This is a genomic window from Streptomyces sp. AC627_RSS907, from assembly GCF_019049165.1.
Map to the genome: position 1 here is coordinate 30,783 of NZ_JAGMUE010000079.1, position 17,990 is coordinate 48,772.

Here is a 17,990-nt window from a genome sequence, read left to right on the forward strand (position 1 = left end):
CTATTCCTCCTCGCTCATTCGCGCGACCACGAGATCCGCGAGAGCCTGCGGAGTAGGGCATTCGTAAAGCACGTCCGCCGCCCATTCCAGACCGGTCAGCGCGCCCAGGTGATCACGCAGTTCCAGCGCGGTGACCGAGGACAGTCCCAGATCGAAGAACTCGTCCTCGGCGCCGATCTCGGCGCCCGAGTCGTGCCCCAGCACGGCCGCTGCCAGCGCCCGCACCCCGGTCAGCACCTCGGCGTCCCACCGGTCGCGCGGCAGCCTCGTCAGCGCCGCCCGCAACTCACCGGACAATCCCGACCCGGCGGACGCAGGCGAGGGTTCGACGCCCGCGGGCGGCTCGGTCACCGCCTCGTCCAGGAGCGCCGGAACAGCCGGTTCCTCGTCCGCGTACTCGGCGACGAACACTCCCTCCGGCCGGATCCGTGCCGCGGTGTGCCCCTGCCCGATCACGGCGCACAGCCGGGCCCGGGCCCGGGCATCCATCTCCGGCGGAAGGTCGACGACGTGATCCGCGACCGGCGGCGAGCCGCCCCGGGTGAGGATCCACAACGGCACCCCGGGCATCCCGGCCGGGTCGGCGCCGGGCAGGACGAGCACCAGATCGGGCCGCTCGGTGGCGTCGGCCGTCACCCGGGCCCCGTGTCTGGCCAGCGCGCCGGCGAGGGCGTCGGTCAGCTCCAGGTCGTCGCCGGGCGGCGCCACCAGTGCCACGGTCGCGTCCAGGGCCGGGGGCTCGGCGTCCGGGACCAGCCGCCACCGCACCGGTCGCCGGGTGCCGGCGCCGGGCCGCAACCGTGCCACGGCCGCGAGAACCTGGTGCGGTGTCTCGTCGCCGCGCAGGCCGAGCATGCTCAGCGCGGCCGCCGGGTCGCCGGAACCCAGCGCCGACCAGAGAGCGTCGGCCGCGGGCCGGGGCGCCGGGACCGGAGCCGGTGGTACCGGCTCGGGCCAGTACCGGCGGCTCTGGAACGCGTACCGCGGCAAGGGACGGCGCCGCGGCGCACGGCCCGCGTACACCGCCGGCCAGTCGACGCGCACACCGTACGTGTGCAGGGCGCCGAGCGCGCCGAGGGCGGCCCGGACGTCCGGGCGGTCCCGCCGGGCCAGCGACACCGGGGGAACCGGCGCCTCCGGCAGGCAGGCGCGGACGGCCGGAGCGAGCACCGCGTCCGGGCCCAGCTCCAGGAACGCGGCGCCACCCGCCCGGTCCGCCTCCCGCACCGCGTCGAGGAACCGAACGGAGCCACGCAGCTGGTCCACCCAGTACGCCGGCGAGATCATCTTCTCGTCGGTCCGCACCGTGGAGACGATCGGGATCCGGGGCTGCTGGAACGTGACCGTCTCGGCGACCGCCCGGAACTCGGCGAGCGCCGGCTCCACCCGGGCCGAGTGGAACGCCGTCCCGACCCGCAGACGCCGGGTGCGGTGCCCACGATCGGACAGCACGCCGGCTACCTCCAGCACCGCATCCTCGTCCCCGGAGAGCACCACCGCGTCCGGGCCGTTCACCGCGGCGACCGACACCCGGCCGGCGTACCCGGCCAGGAGCGGCAGGACCACCGCCTCGGCGGCCCGGACGGACACCATCGCGCCGCCGGCCGGCAGCCCCGCCATGACCCGCCCCCGGGCGGTGACGAGCGTGGCGGCGTCCTCGAGCACGAGCATGCCCGCCAGGTACGCCGCGGACAGCTCGCCGATCGAGTGGCCGATCAGCATCTCCGGCCGCAGCCCCCAGGCGGTGACCAGCCTGAACTGGGCCACCTGGAGCGCGAAAAGGGCGGGCTGCGTGTACTCCGTGCGGTCGAGCAGGCGGCCGTCGCCCCACACCACCTCGCGCAGCGGGGTGTCCAGCGTGAAGTGCGCACTCACCTCGTCGAAGGCCCGCGCGTACTCGGGGAACGTCTCGTACAGCCCGCGCCCCATCCCGGGCAGCTGGCTGCCCTGGCCGGTGAGGACCAGGACCAGCCGGTGCCGCGCGGCGGTGGAGCGCCGCACGGCCGGCACGGTGTTCCCCTCGGCGAGGGCGGCCAGCCCGGTCCGCAGCGCCGTCTCGTCCGCGCCGGTGACCATCGCCCGGTGCTTGTGGACGGCGCGGGTGGTGGCCAGCGCGTACGCCACCGCCGCCGGATCCGTGGCGGCGGTGGCCGCCAGCCGGGCGGCCTGCTCGCGCAACGCCGCCTCGGACCGTGCCGACAGCAGCCACGGCACCCCGTCGAGGACCGGCCGTTCCTCCTCCGCCTCCGGCTCCGGCGGCGCCTCCTCGATCACCACGTGCGCGTTGGTCCCGCTGATGCCGAACGAGGACACCCCCATGCGCCGCGGCGCCTCGTGTCGCGGCCAGGGCTGCGCCGAGGCCAGCAGCGCCACGTCGCCGGCGGTCCAGTCCACGTGCGGAGACGGCTCGTCGATGTGCAGGCTGCGCGGCAGCACGCCGTGCCGCAGCGCCAGCACCGCCTTGATCACCCCGGCCACACCGGCCGCGGCCTGGGTGTGCCCGAGGTTGGACTTGACCGAGCCCAGCCACAGCGGTCGCGTGCGGGCGCCGCCGTACACCGCGAGCACCGCCTGCGCCTCGATCGGATCGCCGAGGACGGTGCCCGTACCGTGCGCCTCGACCGCGTCCACGTCGGCCGGGCCCAGCCCGGCGGCGGTCAGCGCCGCCCGGATCACCCGCTCCTGGGCCGGGCCGTTGGGCGCGGTGAGCCCGTTGCTCGCCCCGTCGGAGTTGACCGCGCTGCCGCGCAGCACGGCCAGCACCTGGTGACCGTGCTCGCGGGCCCGCGACAGCCGCTCGACGAGGACCACGCCGACGCCCTCTCCCATGCCGGTGCCGTCGGCGCCCGCGGCGAACGGTTTGCACCGGCCGTCCGCGGCGAGCCCGCGCTGGCGGCTGAACTCCACGAACACCGCGGGCGTGGCGAGCACGGTCACCCCGCCGGCGAACGCGAGGTCGCACTCGCCGGCCCGGATCGCCTGTGCGGCCAGGTGCAGGGCGACGAGCGACGACGAGCAGGCGGTGTCCACGGTGACGGCCGGCCCCTGCAGCCCGAAGGTGTACGCCACTCTTCCGGACAGCACGCCGCCGCCGACGCCCGGCGCGAGGAACCCCTCGGCCGCGGCGCCCTCCAGCAGCCGGCCGTAGTCCTGGTACATGGCCCCCATGAACACGCCGGTGCCGGTCCCGCGCAGCGTGTCCGGGTCGATGCCGGCGTCCTCGCACGTCTCCCAGACGGTCTCCAGCAGCAGCCGCTGCTGCGGGTCCATCGCCACGGCCTCCCGCGGCGACACCCCGAAGAAGGCGGCGTCGAACTCGGCCACGCCGGAGACGAACCCGCCGGACCGGGCGTACGAGGTGCCGGCCGCATCCGGGTCCGGGTCGTGCAGCTCCGCGAGGGGCCAGCCGCGGTCGTCCGGGAACGGCACGATCGCGTCCCGTTCGGCGACCAGCAGGTCCCACAGGTCGTCCGGGCCGCGGACGCCGCCGGGCAGCCGGCAGCCGATGCCGACCACCACCACCGGGTCGTCCGCGGTGCCCCCGGCGGTCACCGAGGCCGCGATCGGCTGGTCCGCGCCGGCCAGGCGGTCGCCGATGTGCCGGGCCAGCGCGGCCGGGCTGGGGTGGTCGAACACGAGCGTGACCGGCAGCCGCAGGCCGGTCGCACCGGAGAGCCGGTTGCGCAACTGGACCGCGCTGAGCGAGCCGAACCCCGCGTCCTTGAACGCCCGGTCCGGGTCGATCGTGTCAGGTGAGGCATGTCCCAGCACGGCGGCGGCGTGCCCCAGCACCAGCTCGAGCAGCACCTGGTGCCGGTCGCCCGGGCTCTTGCCGGCGAGCCTGGCCACCAGCTCGGAGTCGGCGACACCGCCCCGGGTGGCCGTACGCCGCGCCGGCGCCCCGGCGAGGGACCGCAGGACCGGAGGCACGGCGTCGTCCGCGGTACGCAGCGCAGCCAGGTCGAGCCGGACCGGCACGAGCACCGGCTCGGCGACGGTCAGGGCGGCGTCCAGCGCGGCCAGGGCGGCGTCGCGCGGGAGCGGCGGGAACCCCGAGCGGCGGAATCGAGCCATGTCGGCGCCGCCGGTCATCGTGCTCTCGTCGGCCCACAGGCCCCAGGCCAGCGAGACACCAGGCAGCCCGGCGGCCCGGCGTGTCCGGGCCAGCGCGTCCAGGGCGGCGTTGGCCGCGGCGTAGTTCGCCTGGCCGAGACCGCCGAGCACGCCCACCGCGGAGGAGAACAGGATGAGCCGGGCCTGCGGGAGCAGTTCGTGCAGGAGCCAGGCCGCGTCGACCTTGGGGCGCAGCACCCGGGCCAGCTGCTCCGGCGTGAGGTCGGTGACCAGCCCGTCGTCGAGCAGCCCGGCGGCGTGCACCACAGTGCTGACGGTCGTCGTGCCGAGCAGCGCGGTCAGCTCCGCCCGGTCCGCGACATCGCAGGCCACCACGGCGACATGCGCGCCGGCGGCGGTCAGCTCCGCGGCCACGTCGGCCGCCTCCGGGGCCTGCGCCCCCCGCCGGCTCGCCAGCACCAGGTCGCGGACGCCCAGGTCGTGCACCAGGTGCCGGGCGACGATCCCGCCGAGCGTGCCGGAGGCGCCGGTCACCAGGACGGTGCCGAGGTCGCCGACCGGTTCGCCCGCCGGGGAGAACCGGACCAGCCGCAGCTCCCGGGCTGCGCCGGCGGCGAGGCCCAACTGCGGCTCGCCCGCGGCCAGCGCGGCCGGGACCGCCGCGACGGTGGCGTCGTCGTCGTCGGCGAGGTCGAGCACCACGAAGCGGTCCGGGTGCTCCACCTGGGCACAGCGCACCAGCGCCGCGGCCGCGGCCTCGCCGGGATCGTCGAGCACCCGCCGGGTCACCACGACGAGAGTGGACGTGGCCCGGCGTTCGTCGGCCAGCCACTCCTGCACCATGGTGAGCGCCCGCTCGGCGGCCTCGGCGGGTGGGCCGGACGGGGCCGGAGCCAGGACGAACGGCGCGATGTCGTCGCTCGGCGACACCCGCAGCAACCGGGCGAGGGCGGGATCGCTGACCGTGTACCCGTCGGCGGGACCGTCCTGCAACGTCCGGGGCGTCCACTGCGGGAGCAGCAGGTCACCGCGGTCCGGCAGGCCGAGTGTGCCGTCCGGGAGCGGGCTGAGCACCAGGGACCGCACCGACGCGACCGGCGTCCCCGCCGGGTCGGTCAGCTCGATGCGGGCGGCGCCGTCCCGGACGCCGGTGAGCGTGGCCCGGACGGTGTCCGCGCCCACGGCGTGCACCTGTACCCCGGTCCACTCGAACGGCAGCGCGGGCCGCTCCTGCGCCCCGGTGCTGAGGCCACTGAGGGCCAGCGGGTGCAGACAGGCGTCCAGCAGCGCGGGGTGTATGCCGAACCCGCCCGGCTCGGCGCCGGGCAGGGCGACCTCGGCGTACAGGTCCCCGGCCCGGTCCCGCCACAGCGCGCGGACGCCGCGGAACCCCGGCCCGTACCGGAGTCCGGCGCTGTCCAGCCGTGCGTACAGCTCGTCCACGTCGAGCGGCTCGGCGCCTGTCGGCGGCCAGGCGGTCGCCGCGGACGGCGGCGGGTCACCGCCCGGCGTGAGGACGGCGGTGGCGTGCAGTGTCCAGCCACCGGCTCCGGCCCGGCCCTGCACGGTCACGTCCCGTGATCCGTCCGTACCGGGCTCGCCGGCCTCGATCCGTAGCCGGACCTCGGCGTCCTTGGGCACCACGACCGGGACGAGCAGGGTCAGCTGCTCGACCACCGGACAGCCGGCCTCGTCACCGGCCCGGGACACCAGGTCCACCATGGCGGCGCCGGGGAGCACGACGTGCCCCTCGACGGTGTGGTCGGCCAGCCACGGATGGGTGGCGGCCGACAGGCGTCCGGTCAGCACGAGCCGGTCGGCCCCGGGCACGGCGGCCCGCAGGACCGGATGCTCGACGGCGTCCAGGCCCAGGGCGGACGGGTCCCCGCCGCCGGCCGGCAGCCAGTACCGCTCGGTCACGAACGCGGTGGTGGGCAGTTCGGCCGGCCGGGTCCCAGGCCACACCGCGGACCAGTTCGGGCGGACGCCCTGCACGTGCAGCTGCGCCAGCGCCCGGACCAGCTGCTCCGGCCCGCCCTCGTCGCGGCGCAGCGTGTGCAGGACGGCGACCTCGGCGCCGATCTCGTCCACGGTCTCCTGGGCTCCGGTGGACACCACCGGGTGCGGGCTGACCTCCAGCAGCGTGGTGCAGCCGCGGCCGGCGAGTGCGGTGACGGCCTCGTCGAAACGGACCGGCTCGCGCAGGTTGCGGTACCAGTAGTCGGCATCGAACGCGTCGTCGCCGTCGATCCACCGGCCCTCGACCGAGGAGAAGAACGGTACGGCCGGCGGGCGCGGGATCACCGGGGCCAGCGCGGCGCGGACCCTCTCCTGTACGCGTTCCACGTGCGCGCTGTGCGAGGCGTAGTCCACGTCCACCCGACGGGCCCGTACGCCCTCGGCCTCCAGCTCGGCGAGCAGCTCGTCCAGCGCGTCACCGTCGCCGGAGACCACGACCGAGGACGTGCCGTTGACCGCGGCCAGGGACAGCCGCCCGGCCCAGGCGCGCAGGCGTTCGCGGACCTGCTCGGCAGGCAGTGCCACCGACATCATGCCGCCGAGGCCGGACAGCTCCACCAGCGCCTGGCTGCGCAGCGCCACCACCCGGGCGGCGTCCGGCAGGGTCAGCGCACCGGCGACGTACGCGGCGGCGATCTCCCCCTGGCTGTGGCCGGCGACCGCGGCCGGGGTCACGCCCACCGAACGCCACACCTCGGCCAGCGCCGCCATCATCGCGAACAGCACCGGCTGCACGACGTCGACCCGGTCGTAGTCCTGCTCGCCGCGCAGTACGGCGGTCAGTTCGAAGTCGACGTACGGTGCGAGCGCGGCCTCGCACTCGGCGATCCGTTCCCGGAAGACCGTGCTGCTCTCCAGCAGCCGCACCGCCATCTCCCGCCACTGCGATCCCTGGCCGGGGAAGAGGAAGGCCACCTGACCGGGCGCTCCGGCGACGCCTTCCACCACCGTCGGAGACGGCCGTCCGGCGGCGATGTCGGCGAGACCGGCCAGCAGTGCGTCACGGTCGTCGGCGCAGACCACGGCCCGGTACTCGTGCCCGGCCCGCGTCTTGACCAGGGACGACGCGATGTCCCGCGGGTCCTGGTCGGGTCGGGCGCCGAGATCGGCGGCGAGCGCGGCGGCCTGGGCGCGCAGCCCGGCCGGTGACCGGCCGGACACGGCCCAGGCACACGGCCACGACTCCCCGGGCTCGGTGCCTGGCGCCGGGGTGGCCGCTGCGGGCTCCTCGAGGATGACGTGCGCGTTGGTGCCGCTGACGCCGAAGGACGAGACGGCCGCGCGGCGCGGTTCGTCGCCTGCCGGCCACGGCACCGGCTCGGCCAGCAGCTCGACCGAACCGGCCGACCAGTCCACGTACGGTGTGGGCCGGTCCAGGTGCAGCGTGCGCGGCAGCACCCCGTGCCGCATGGCCATCACCATCTTGATGATCCCGGCGATGCCCGCCGCGGCCTGGGTGTGCCCGAGGTTGGACTTGACCGAGCCCAGCCGCAGCGGGCGCGGGCGGTCGCCGCCGTACACCGCGAGCACCGCCTGGGCCTCGACCGGGTCACCCAGCGGGGTGCCGGTGCCATGCGCCTCCACCGCCTCGACCTGGGCCGGGGTGAGGCCGGCGTCGACCAGGGCATCCCGGATCACGCGGCGCTGCGCGGGGCCGTTCGGGGCGGTCAGGCCGTTGCTGGCCCCGTCGGAGTTGACCGCGACGCCGCGGACGATCGCCTGGATCCAGCGGCCTGCCGCCACCGCGGCGGAGCGCCGTTCGAGCACCAGCACGCCGACGCCCTCGGACCAGGCGGTGCCGTCGGCGGCCGCCGCGAACGGCTTGCACCGCCCGTCCGGAGCGAGCCCGCGCTGCCGGCTGAACTCGACGAACGCGCTCGGTGTAGCCATCACGGTGACCCCGCCGACGAGCGCCATGTCGCATTCGCCGCGTTGCAGGGCGCGGACCGCCTGGTGCAGCGCGACCAGCGACGACGAGCACGCGGTGTCCACGGTGACGGCCGGGCCGCGCAGCCCGAGCTGGTACGCGACCCGCCCGGACACGACGCTGCCGCCGCCCTGGGCACCGTGGTAGTCGTGGTGCATCACCCCGGTGAACACCCCGGTACGGGTGTCCCGCAGCGCCGCCGGGTCGAGGCCGGCCCGCTCCACCGCCTCCCACGAGGTCTGCAGAATCAGCCGCTGCTGCGGGTCGGTGTACAGCGCCTCCTTCGGCGAGATACCGAAGAAGCCGGCGTCGAAGGCCGCCGCGTCGTGCAGGAATCCGCCGTCACGGACCGTGGACGTGCCGGGGTGGTCGGGGTCGGGGTGGTACAGCCCGTCCACGTCCCAGCCGCGGTCGCGGGGGAACCCGGTGATGCCGTCGCGGCCCTCGGCCACCAGTGACCACAGGTCCTCGGGCGACTCGACGCCGCCCGGATAGTGGCAGGCCATGCCGACCACGGCGATCGGCTCGGCGGACCGGCTCTCCACCTCCCTCAGCCGTCGGCGGGTGACCTGCAGCTCCGCAGTGACACGGCGCAGGTAGTCACGGAGTTTGTCCTCGCTGCTCATCGGTCCTCCTGACCCGGTATGGGAGTGCCGAGCTCGGCGTCGATCAGGGCGAACACCTCGTCGTCGGTGGCGGTGGCGAACAGGTCCGGCGACGCCTCGGCGGTCTCCGGGCTCAGGGCGGTGAGCAGCTCGCGCACCCGTTGCACCACCCGGCCGCGGAACACCTCGTCGGTGGCCGCCTCGGTCAGGTCGGTGGCGAGGCGGTCGAGGTCGGCGAAGAGCGCCGGCAGGTCGCCGGTCCCGCCGGTGTCGCCGTCGAACCGCCCGGCGAGGTGCTCCACCAGTTCACCGGGGGTGGGATGGTCGAAGACGAGGGTCGCCTCCAGCGTCAGGCCGAGCGCCGCGCCGAGGCGGTTGCGGAACTCCACCGAGCTGAGCGAGTCGAAACCCAGCTCCTGGAAGGAACGCCCCGGGTCGATCGCGGCGGCACCGGCGTAGCCGAGCACGGCCGCCGCCTCGCCGCGGACCAGGCCGGAGAGGCGGGCGCGCAGCTCCGCGGACCCCAGCCCGGCCAGGCCCGGGTCGGCGACGGCTGCCGGTGCGGCGCTCAGCAGGCCGCGCAGTACCGGGGGCACGACCGCCGGGGCGCCCGGGCCCAACCGCAGCGCGACCACGTCGGGCTCCGTACCGGCCAGGGCGGTGTCCAGCAGGCGCAGTCCCGCCTCGACCGGCAGCGCGGCGAGGCCGGCTCGGGCCAGCCGTTCGCGGTCGGCGGTCATACCGTCGTCGAGGTCCCACGGCCCCCAGGCCACCGAGACCGCTCGGCCACCCGCCGCGACCCGGTGCCGGGCCAGCGCGTCCAGATACGCGTTGGCCGCGGCGTAGTTGCCCTGTCCGGGCCCGCCGAGCACGCCGGCCGCCGAGGAGAAGAGCACCAGCTCGGCCTCGGGCAACAGCTCGTGGAGGTGGTGGGCGCCGGCGGCCTTGGCCCGCCACACGGTCTCCAGCCGGCCGGTGTCCAGCGCGGTCACCACACCGTCGTCGAGCACCCCGGCGGCGTGCACCGCGGTGCTGATCGTCCGGCCGGCGAGCACCGCGGCCAGCGCATCCCGGTCACCGACGTCGCAGGCGACCGCCTCGATCCGCGCGTTCAGCCCGGAGAGGCCGCTGGGGACGCGCCCGCTACGGCTGACCAGGAGCACGTCGGTGAACGTGTGCCGGGCGGTCAGGTGACGCACCACGGGGGCGGCGAGGCCTCCGCTGCCGCCGGTGACGAGCAGCGTGCCCGGCCGGCGCGACGGTGGCGCCTCGGTGGCCGGGGCGCGCACCAGGCGGGCCGCCAGTACCCGGCCGTCGCGGACCGCCAGCTGCGGCTCGCCGGTGGCCAGGGCACGCGGCAGGGCCTCCGCTTCGGCCGCCCCGGACAGCTCGACGAGGCCGAAGCGGCCGGGGTGCTCGGACTGCGCCGAGCGCAGCAGCCCCCATGCGGCGGTCGTGGCCGGGCTCGGGTCCGTGGCGACGAAGACCAGGCGGGTGCCGCCGAAACGCGTCTCGCCGAGCCAGTGACGCACCTGGGCGAGGACGTCACGGGTCAGCTCGAACGCGGCGGACGCCGATGTCCCCGTCGCGGCGACCGGCACGATCACCACCTCGGCGGGTTCGGTCAGCGCCGCCGGAGTGTCCACTCGGGTCACGGTCACGCCCGCGTCGGTGAGGGCGGCGCCGACGCCGTCCCGGTCCGGACCCACGACGGCGTACCGGCCGGGCGAGCCGGGACCGACGTCGCCGAGGGGCACCCAGTCGACGCGGTACAGCGGGTCGGCCGAGGCTCCGGCGGGGCGCAGGGTCACCGCGTCCACCGAGGCGACCAGCCCTCCGGCGGCATCGGTGAGCCGCACCGAGACGACACCGGGCCGGACCGGGGCGACGCAGGCACGCGCGGCGACCGCGCCGCTCGCCGCGACCCGGATCGCGGACCAGGCGAAGGGAAGGTGAGCCCGACCGCCAGGGACGAATCCGCCGAGAGCCACCGCGTGCAGCGCCGCGTCGAGAAGAACCGGGTGCACGGCGTACGGACCGGCGTCACCGCCGGGCACGGTGACGTCGGCGTACACGGTGTCGCCGGCCCGCCAGGCGCGGCGCAGCCCCTGGAAGGCGGGGCCATAACCGGTCAGCCGGTCGTAGAAGCCGGTGAGGTCGAGTTCCTCGGCGTCGCCGGGCAGCGGTGGCGGCTCGGTCGCGGCGCCACCGGCGGGGGCGAGCGCGCCGGTCGCGTGCCGGATCCAGGACCGTGCTCCGGCGGCGCGGGCGTGTACCTCGAAGGAGCACCGTCCGTCGTCGCCGGGCAGGGCAGTGGTGAGCCGCAGGTCGGCGTCGCCGAACGGCAGCGGCGCCTCGATCACCAGCTCGGCCACGACCGGCCGGCCGAGCCGGGTACCGGCCCGCAGGGCCAGGTCGGCGAAGAACGTCCCGGGCACCAGCGTCGTCCCGTCGACGGCGTGGTCGGCCAGCCAGCCGTGGCCGTCGCGCGAGATCGTGGCCGCCAGCACGTGCCCGTCGGGCAGCTCCACCAGGTCGGCCCGCACCCGGCCGGGGTCTGTGCCGGTGGCCACCCAGTGCCGGTCCCGGGCGAACGGGTAGCCGGGCAGCGACAGCCGGCGCGCTCGCTCCGGCATCGGCGGGGCGATCTCGGCCCCGGTGACCCAGGCGGCGGCGAGCGCGTCGAGGTCGTCACCGGTCGCCGCGGCGGCCGGTTTCCGCCTGCGGCCGCGGTGGCAGCCGACGCCGGTGCGCAGCGCCGTCACGAGTTCGGCGGTGGTCGTGGCCACAACGGCGAGCCGCTCGTCCAGGTGCTCACGCCCGGACCACAACGTGTACGCCAGCGCCGCCGGATCCACCGCGACGGCGGCCGTGCCCAGGGCGGCGGCCAGGCTCTCCGCGGTGGTCTCTCCGTCGATCGCCGGGCGGGTTCCGAACACCGCCCGGACGCGGTGGGCGAGGTCGGCCAGTCGCGGGAAGTCGAGGCCCAGCTCGGCGAACGGCTCGTCGGGCCGTGCCGCGGTCGCACCGACCTCGGTCAGCAGCGCGGTCACGACCGCGGCCACGTCCCCGGCGCTGCCCTCCAAGTGGGTCACCAGCCGGGCCACGCTCTCGTCGAGGCGGGCGGTGTCCCGGGCGGACACCACGAACAGCCGCGGCTCGGCCGGTTCCGGCACGGCCGGCGGCGCCGGCCACTCGGCGAGGACGACGTGCGCGTTGGCCCCGCCGGCACCGAAAGAGCTGATCGCCGCGGTGCGCGGCATGTCCGCGCGTCCCGGCCACGGCGCCCGCTCGCGCTGTACCCGGAACCGTGCGGTCTCCCACCGCACCCCGCTGGTCAGCGGATCGGCGTGCAAGGACGGGACGAGTTCCCGGTGGCGCAGCTGGAGTACGACCTTGGTGAGCGCCGCGACGCCGGCCGCGGACTCCAGATGCCCGATGTTCGACTTGACCGACCCGATCGGCCAGGGGCCGGGGCCGGCGCCGACCCGGTCGAAGGCCTCCTCCAGCGCGGCGACCTCGATCGGGTCGCCGAGACTGGTGCCGGTGCCGTGCGCCTCCAGGTAGCCGAGGTCGGCGGGGTCGACCGCGGCACGCCGCAGCGACCCGGCGATCAGGGCGGCCTGCGATGCCGGGTTCGGCACGGAGAAACCGGCGGTGCGGCCGCCGTGGTTGACAGCGGTGCCGCGGATGACGGCGTGCACGTGGTCGCCGTCGCGCAGCGCGTCGCGCAGCGGGCGCAGCAGCACCACGCCGACGCCCTCGCCGGGCACGTAGCCGTCCCCGCCCTCGCCGAAGGCGCGGCAACGCCCGTCGGTGGACAAGAAGGAGGACTGGCTCAGCAGCAGGTACTTGTTCGGGTGCACGGCCAGGTTGACGCCACCGGCGAGGGCCGCCTCGCACTCCCCCCTGCGGATGGCCTCGACGGCCAGGTGCAGCGCGGTCAGCGAGGACGAGCACATGCTGTCCAGGGCGATGCTCGGTCCGCGGAGGTCCAGGAAGTACGACACCCGGTTGGCGATCGACGCGCTGAACGACGAGGGCACCGGGCCTGGCTCCGCGCCGACGCCGTACAGCTGGTACTGGTTGTACATCACCCCGGCGAACACGCCGACGGACCGGCCGCGCCAGGCCGACGGCGCATGGCCGGCCTCCTCGAACGCGTGCCACGCCTCCTGCAGGAAGAGCCGCTCCTGCGGGTCCAGCACGGCCGCCTCGTTCGGCGAGATGTGAAAGAACCCCGCGTCGAACTCGTCCACCCCGGAAATGAATCCACCCCATTTGCCGTAGGAACGTCCTGGCGTTCGACGGTCTTCGGAGTAGATCGCCGCGTGGTCCCATCGGTCGGCGGGCACCGTGCTGACGCAGTCACGGCCGTCGCGCAGGTTGGCCCAGAACTCGTCGATGTCGCGGGCCATCGGGTAACGGCCGCTGATGCCCACTACGGCGATCGCGTCGTCGTCCGCGCCGACCGGCTCGGGGTCCGCCTCCGGCGGGGTGAACTCGGCCGCGATCCGGGCCGCGTCCCCGTTCAGGACCACGACGTGGGAGCGGCCGCTGCCCACGGCGGCCAGCAGCACGTCGACGGCGGCCGGGGTCTCCAGCCCCCGCAGGCCCGCCCGGCGCAGCGCGGCGTCATCGACCGGCATGCCGCCTTCCGCCCAGGCCGGCCAGCCCACCGACACGATGTCGCGGCGGGTGCCCGCGAACAGGTCCAGGAACGCGTTCGCGCACGCGTAGTCGGCCTGCCCCGGATTGCCCCAGGTGCCGGCGGTGGACGAGCAGAGCACCAGGAAGTCCAGGCTCAGGCGCCGGGTGGCTGCCTCGAGGTGACGGGCACCGTCGACCTTGGGGCCGAGCACCGCCCGTACGTCATCGGCCTTCTTCCCTGCCAGCAACCCGTCCCGCAGCACGCCGGCGGCGTGCACCACCCCGTGCAGCACCCCGAAGCGGTCCACCGCGGTGCGCACCGCCCGGTCCACGTCGGCTGCGCGGGTCACGTCCATCACCACGGTGACCGCCTCGGCGCCGAGGGCTGTCAGCTCGGCGATCACGGACGGATCGGCCGGGGTGCGGCCGCCCAGGACGAGCCGGGCTCGTACCGACCGGGCCAGATGCCGGGCCAGGGCCAGCCCGACTCCGCCGAGTCCTCCGGTGATCAGGTAGACGCCGCGCTCTCGCAGCGACGCGCGGTCCGCCGGTGCCGGCATGGGGCGGGCGAGCCGGATCCGGCGGGTGCCGTGCGTGTAGCGCACCTCCACGTCGGGTGCCCCGGCGGCCAGTTCGGCCAGCGCGTCGGTCCGGTGCGGCGAGCGGACCACCGCGGCCCGTATGCCCGGGTTCTCCCGCACCGCGGTGCGGAACAGACCGGCGACAGCGGTGACCGGCGCGTCGTCGTCCTGGACGTGGCAGACCAGCCGCAGGGTGCTCCGCCCCGCGCGGATCGCGGCCGCCAGGAACTCGCTCAGCGCGGCCGCCTCACCGATGAGGTCGGCCGGATCGGCGGGCTGCCACAGCACACCGGTCGCGGCGGTGTCCGCGAGCGCGGACGGCCAGTCCGCCCGGGTGTGCGGGCCGGCCGTGACCCAGTGCGCCGCGGGCGCTCCGGGCGGCAGCGCGGCCGTGTGCCAGGACGTCTCGAACCACACCGCCTCGGCGGCCACCTCGGTCTCGGCGGTCGTCTCGGTCGCCGGTTGCGCGGGCGGGGCCGCCACGGCCTCGTACTGTCGCAGGTGTTCGGCCAGCAGGGTGAACGTGTTGTGCTCGAACAGCAGGGTCGGGGAGAAGTCGGTGCCGAAGACCCGTTCCAGGTCGGCGGCGATGCCCAGCAACGCCGTCGAGTCCAGGCCGAGCTCGTAGAATCCGGCCGTCTCGTCGAAGCCGGCGTGGCCGGTCCTCGCCTCGATCAGCTCGCGCACGATCCGGTCGGCGTCCTGCGCCGCCGGGGGGCGTGCCTCGAGGCGGGTGATCGACGCGGCGTCCCGGATCCGCTTGGAGGTCAGGCCGTGCAGCCAGGCGACGACGGTCCCGTCCGGGGCGTGGAACTCCAGGTCACACGTGGTCAGGTCGCCGTCGGGCCCGGCCGGGCGCGGCGGGGTGGCGTGCACCAGGGTCCGCGAGCCCAGCGGTCCTGCGGCCCGGACCGATTCGATCAGCATCGGTATGTACGGGCGTGCCTCGTCGTCCGGCACGGCCCCGGCGAACTGGGTGGGCAGCAGCGTCGCGGAGTCCAGCGCGGCGGGATGCAGGTGGAAGTACTCGGCGTACTCGGCGGCCTGGGCGCTCAGCGAGAGGTCCGCGAGCAGTTCGTCCGGCCCGGCGTGCAGGGTGCCGAGGGCCCGCATGAACTCGCCGTGCTCGATGCCGGTCGCGCGGACCGTCGTGTACAGGTCGGCCATGTCGACGGTCCGCCGTGCGGCGCGCAGGGCCTCCAGGTCCCGTCGGCGACGCGGGAACGGCAGGCCCAGGTACAGCCGGCAGTCCAGGACCGGTTCGCTCTGACCGGAGGGGCGGCGGGTGCCGGTGACCGACACCCGGAAGTGCCCGTCTTCGCGTGTGAAGCGCAGCGTCAGCTCGGTGTCGAAGTCCGGCCCGGCGGCGACCGGGTTGCGGAACAGCACACGGCGCAGCTCGACACCGCCGGGATCGGCGCCCCGGGCTCGCACCACCCGCAGGATGATGTCGAGGAACGACACACCGGGCAGGATCCGGGTGCCGTGCACACGGTGGTCGCGCAGCACGGGGTCGCTGCCCCGGATCACGACGGTACAGGTCAGCCCGTCCAAGGAGTCCATCAGGTTCTCTTCCCCGCGCATCAGAACTGGATCTGGAAGAACGGCGCCGGCGGCGTCGGGCCGTCGTGGCGCCCGTTGCCTTCGGCGGAGGCCGGCGCCGGCACGTCGAACCAGAACCGGCGCCGTCGGTACCGTGGCGGGTCCAGCGGTTCACGCCGCGGGACGTAGCCGTCCGGGGCCTGACGCACCACCATGTGCGCGTTCGTGCCGCCGAAGCCGAACGAGCTGACCCCGGCCCGGCGCACGCCGTCCCGCCCGGTGAAGTCCCGCAGCTCGCGGACCGGGAACAGCGGCGACCGGTCGAACTCGAAGCGCCGGTTGAGCGTCGCGCAGTGCAGGGTCGGCGGCAGTTGCCCGTGGTGCACCGACAGCACCACCTTGATCAGGCCGGCGATCCCGGCCGCGCTGAGCGTGTGCCCGATGTTGGTCTTCACGCTGCCCACACCGCAGAACCCGACCTCGTCGGTGGCGCCGCGCAGGACCTCGGTGAGCGCCTTCAGCTCCATCGGGTCGCCGATCATGGTGCCGGTGCCGTGCGCCTCGACGTAACCGAGCTGCGCCGGTGACACCCCGGCCGCGGCGAGTGCGGACTCGACGACCTCGCGCTGCGCCCTCGGGTTCGGCGTGGTGATACCCATGGTGCGGCCGTCGTTGTTGACGGCGCTGCCCTCGATCACCGCGTACACCCGGTCGCCGTCGCGGATCGCGTCCGCCACCCGCTTGAGCAGCAGGGCGCCGACGCCCTCGCCGAGGACGATGCCGTCGGCGCGCTCGTCGAAGGTGTGGCACCGGCCGCTGGGCGACAGCGCCCCGGCGCCGCTCATGCCGACGAACGGCACCTCGTCGAGCAGGATCTCGACACCGCCGGCGATCACCAGGTCGGACTCGCCGGTGCGCAGGCTCTGCGCGGCCAGGTGCACGGCGACCAGTGCCGAGGAGCAGGCGCTGTCGACCACCACGGCGGGGCCGCGCACGTCGAGGTAGTGCGAGAGGTGGGCGGCGATGAAGTTCTGCGCCATCCCGCTGATCGAGTGGGTCGTCGCGGCGGCATGGTGCGCGCCGAAGTTCGCCGCCCGGGCGCCGGCGAAGACCCCGACCCGGCGACCGGCCACATCGGCGGGCGTCAGGCCCGCGTCGGCCAGGCACTCCGCTCCGGCCTCCAGGAACTGCCGCACCAGCGGGTCGACGTGGGCGGCCCCGGCCGGGTCGAGCCGGAAGAAGTCCGGGTCGAAGTCCTCGATGCCGTCCAGGAAGCCGCCCCACTTGCTGACGGTCCTGCCGGGCTGCGGGGCGGGATGCCAGAAGCGATCGGCATCCCAGCGCGACGGCGGCACCTCGGTCACCGAGTCCACGCCGCCGGCCAGGTTGCGCCAGAACGCGGCGTGGTCGGGTGCTCCGGGGAAGTGGGCGGCGATGCCCACCACCGCGATCCCCCCCTCGGGCTCGGTCACCCGAGCGGGTTGCGGCTCCGGCGGGCGCATCGGCTCCGGGGTGCGCACCGGCTCCGGCCTCTCGGGCACCGGCTGCTCCCGCAGGCGGTCGTCGAGGGCGGCGGCGAGCTGGGCGATGGTCGGGTTCTCCAGCAGCGCCGAAGGTTCGGCGACCACCCCGAGGTCACGTTCCAGCGCGGCGAGCAGTTGGGCGATCATGATGGAGTCCACACCGAGGTCGGCGAAGTCGGCGTCGGGCCGGATCTGCGCGGCGTCCAGACGCAACGTCGCCTCGAAGACCTCGGTGAGCCTGCGTACGGCGTCACCGGTCCGGGTCCCGTACGGCGTGGGCGCGGTTGCGGCGGCGACCGGCGCGGGGGCCTCGGGCTCGGCGGGCGCGGGGGCCTCGGGCGCGGCGACCGCCAGGAGGGCGCGGGCGTCGAACCGGGCGGGGTCCACCAGGCACGGCAGCACGACCGGTTCGGGCGCGGCCAGCGCCGCGTCCAGCAGCGCCACGCCGTCCTGCGGGCGCAGCGTCCGCAGCCCCAGGTCCCGGTACGCCGGGGTGTCCGCCTCCGGCATGCCGGCCGCCTGCCAGCTCGGCCACTGCACCGACCGGAAGACCGGCGTGGCGGCGCCGGTGGCGCTCCGGTACTCGGCCACCCGGTCCAGCACCGAGTTGGCCAGCGCGTAGTCGCTCATCCCGGCCGCCAGCGCGGGCACCTGACCGGCGACCGACGAGTACAGCACCACGAAGCGCAGGGGGTCGTCCGCGCACGCGTCCAGGAGCGCCTGCAGGCCGGTGGTCTTCGGTTCCAGCACCCGCCGCATGTCGGCGGTGCGTTTTCCGATGAAGGCCGGGTCGGTCATCACGCCGAGGCCGGCGCAGTGCACGATCCCGGCGATCGGTCCCCACTCCTTCCGGATCCGGTCCAGCACCTCCCGGGCACGCTCCAGCGGGATGCTCTCGATCACCAGGCGCACCCCGGGGCGTTCGAGCGCGGTGAGGTCGCGCAGCCGGGCCGCCAACGCCGGATCGGTGTCGGGCGCGGACATCATCTCCGCCCAGTTCGCGCGGGCGGGCAGCGGGGTGTGCCCGAGCAGTACCAGCCGGTCCGCTCCCCGCTCGACGAGCTCGGCG

Annotated in this window: 3 protein-coding genes (1 of these 3 only partly in view); all 3 read right to left on the reverse strand. The window is 75.6% G+C overall.

The genetic code is table 11. The features are described 5' to 3' along the window. Tightly spaced (each overlapping or abutting the next), the 3 genes in view from KUM32_RS43560 to KUM32_RS18540 form a layout consistent with a single transcriptional unit that may run on beyond the window. On the reverse strand, positions 1 to 8,646 hold the full coding sequence (locus tag KUM32_RS43560; protein ID WP_254405774.1) for a type I polyketide synthase: 8,646 nt from the start codon (positions 8,644 to 8,646) through the stop codon (positions 1 to 3). Next, the gene (locus tag KUM32_RS18535; protein WP_254405775.1) at positions 8,643 to 15,440 is read right to left on the reverse strand and encodes an SDR family NAD(P)-dependent oxidoreductase; all 6,798 of its coding nucleotides are present in this window, start codon (positions 15,438 to 15,440) and stop codon (positions 8,643 to 8,645) included. The genes KUM32_RS43560 and KUM32_RS18535 overlap by 4 nt, the downstream gene beginning before the upstream one ends. Beyond that, positions 15,440 to 17,990: the 3' portion of an L-histidine N(alpha)-methyltransferase gene (locus KUM32_RS18540; RefSeq protein WP_217143030.1), read on the reverse strand. Its footprint extends 16,487 nt past the window's final position; only the last 2,551 of its 19,038 coding nucleotides appear in the window; its start codon lies off the right edge, out of view; its stop codon occupies positions 15,440 to 15,442. Before KUM32_RS18540 ends, KUM32_RS18535 begins: the two co-directional genes overlap by 1 nt.

Excerpts from the sequence above, each read along its gene's own strand:
- KUM32_RS43560 (WP_254405774.1), bottom strand. The coding sequence starts at position 8,646 with ATGAGCAGCGAGGACAAACTCCGTGACTACCTGCGCCGTGTCACTGCG.
- KUM32_RS18535 (WP_254405775.1), bottom strand. The coding sequence starts at position 15,440 with ATGCGCGGGGAAGAGAACCTGATGGACTCCTTGGACGGGCTGACCTGT.